Origin of the sequence: uncultured Porphyromonas sp., assembly GCF_934359325.1 — a bacterium.
Lineage (GTDB): Bacteria > Bacteroidota > Bacteroidia > Bacteroidales > Porphyromonadaceae > Porphyromonas_A.
In genome coordinates, this window is the sequence record NZ_CAKRLH010000239.1 from 1 (window position 1) to 2,316 (window position 2,316).

General features: G+C 57.9%; 2 protein-coding genes. Both read left to right on the plus strand.

Features of this window, described 5'->3' with window-relative positions; genetic code table 11:
* Positions 1-723, plus strand: a 723-nt coding sequence (locus tag Q0F21_RS07330) for a formate/nitrite transporter family protein (RefSeq protein WP_297238721.1), incomplete at its 5' end; no start/stop codon positions are given.
* 80 nt (positions 724-803) lie between these two features.
* The coding region (locus Q0F21_RS07335; protein ID WP_297238722.1) for an IMP dehydrogenase at positions 804-2,316 on the plus strand (1,513 nt) is incomplete at its 3' end.

The following is a 2,316-nucleotide window of genomic DNA, read 5'->3' on the forward strand; positions in this document are numbered from 1 at the left end:
CTCTCTCTTATTAATATGGTGCTCCTCGGCTTCCTCGCCGGTGTCTATATCGCCATGGGAGGGACTCTGGCGACCCTGGCTGGCGGTGGCTTTGGTGCTGCTGCAGCAGGCAATCCGGTGCTGCCTAAGCTCCTGAGCGGCTTCTTCTTCCCCCTCGGCATCATCCTCGTCGTCATTGCGGGGGCGGAGCTCTTTACCGGCAACTGTGCCGTGTTGGTACCGGCGACGATGCAGGGTAAAGTACGATGGGGGCGTGTATTGCTCAATTGGGGAGTGGTCTGGTGTGCCAACTTCCTCGGCGCACTCTTCTGGGACTACTTCCTCGTCTACCTCACAGGACTTATGGAGCCTGAGGCCTTTGGCTCCTTTATCCGCACCACTGCGGAGACAAAGGCCTCGCTCTCCTGGGGTGAAGCCTTCGTCCGTGGCGTGGGAGCCAATTGGTTTGTCTGCCTCGCCATCTGGCTGGCGACGGCGGCGGACACCATGTCCGGTAAGATGATAGGGCTCTGGTGTCCGGTGATGGCCTTTGTGGTGATGGGCTTCGAGCACTCTATCGCCAATATGTACTACATACCCACTGGCATGATGTATGGCGCTGAGGTGAGTCTCTCCCAGCTCCTCTTCGACAACCTCCTCCCGGTCACCCTCGGCAACATCGCCGGAGGCGCCCTCTTCGTCGGTGCGCTCTACGGCTGGATCTACGGGAGATGGCAGAGGTGAGATATAATAAATGGAAAAGGGGTACCTTTGTGCAGGATCTACATCCGTTGGACGACACAGAATACATAGCATAGACTATCATGGCCATCATTACCAGCGAAATCTCCCATACCTTCGGTGAGTATCTCCTTATCCCCGGACTTACTACACGCGACTGCACCCCGGATAACATCTGTCTCCGGACTCCTCTCGTGAAGCATAAGAAGGGCGAGGAGCCCTCCCTTCACCTCAATATCCCCTTCGTCTCGGCGATTATGCAGGCGGTCTCAGATGACCGGCTGGCGATCGCACTGGCGCAGAATGGGGGACTCTCCTTCATCTACGGCTCTCAGCCCATCGAGGATGAGGCGGAGATGGTGCGGAGGGTGAAGAAATTTAAGGCCGGATTTGTCCAGAGCGACTCCAACCTTACACCCGACCATACGCTGCAGGATGCACTCGACCTGATCAAGCGGACCGGGCACTCCACCATCGCAGTGACTGATGACGGCAAGCCCAATGGCAAGCTCCTCGGTATGCTCACCACACGGGATTACCGCATCGGGGTGACGCCCTTCGATACCAAGGTGAGGGATATGATGACCCCATTCGATAAGCTCACCACTGGGTACGAGGGGATCACGCTCTCGGAAGCAAACGATGTGATCTGGGACGCGAAGCTGAACACCCTCCCGATCATCAATAAGTCGAACCACCTCTGCTCGCTCGTCTTCCGCAAGGACTACGACAGCCACCACGCTAATCCCAATGAGCTCTCGGACAAGGAGACGAAGACGCTCCTCGTCGGTGCCGGCATCAATACCCGCGACTACAAGGAGCGGGTACCGGCTCTGGTGAAGGCGGGTGTGGACGTCGTCTGCCTCGACTCCTCGGACGGCTTCTCCGAGTGGCAGGCGGATGCGCTGAAGTGGGTGAAGAGCAATTACCCCGATCTCCCCATAGGTGCTGGTAATGTGGTCGATGCGGATGGCTTCAATTACCTCGCCGCTGCAGGTGCCGACTTCATCAAGGTCGGTATCGGAGGTGGCTCGATCTGCATCACTCGTGAGCAGAAGGGTATCGGACGAGGTCAGGCCACCTCGGTCATTGACGTAGCCGCTGCTCGAGATAAGTGGCTGGAGGAGAAGGGCGAGTACATCCCGATCTGCTCCGATGGCGGTCTCGTGCACGACTATCATATGGTTCTGGCCCTCGCTATGGGGGCGGACTTCCTGATGATGGGTCGCTACTTCGCTCGCTTCGATGAGAGTCCCGGTCGCCTCCTTAAGATCAATGGCAATTACGTCAAGGAGTACTGGGGTGAGGGCTCCAATCGTGCTAAGAACTGGCAGCGGTACGACGACGGCGACAAGGCGCCGGTGCTGGGTCAGATGAAGTTTGAGGAGGGAGTGGACAGCTATGTCCCCTACGCCGGAGAGATGAAGGATAGCCTTGAGTCTACGATCAATAAGATCAAGGCGACGATGTGCAGCTGTGGGTCGACCACCCTAGAGCATCTCCGCAAGCACTCTAAGGTCACGGTCGTCTCTCAGACCTCGATCACCGAGGGTGGGGCCCACGACGTGATCCTCAAGAGCAGTGCCAAGGTGGACT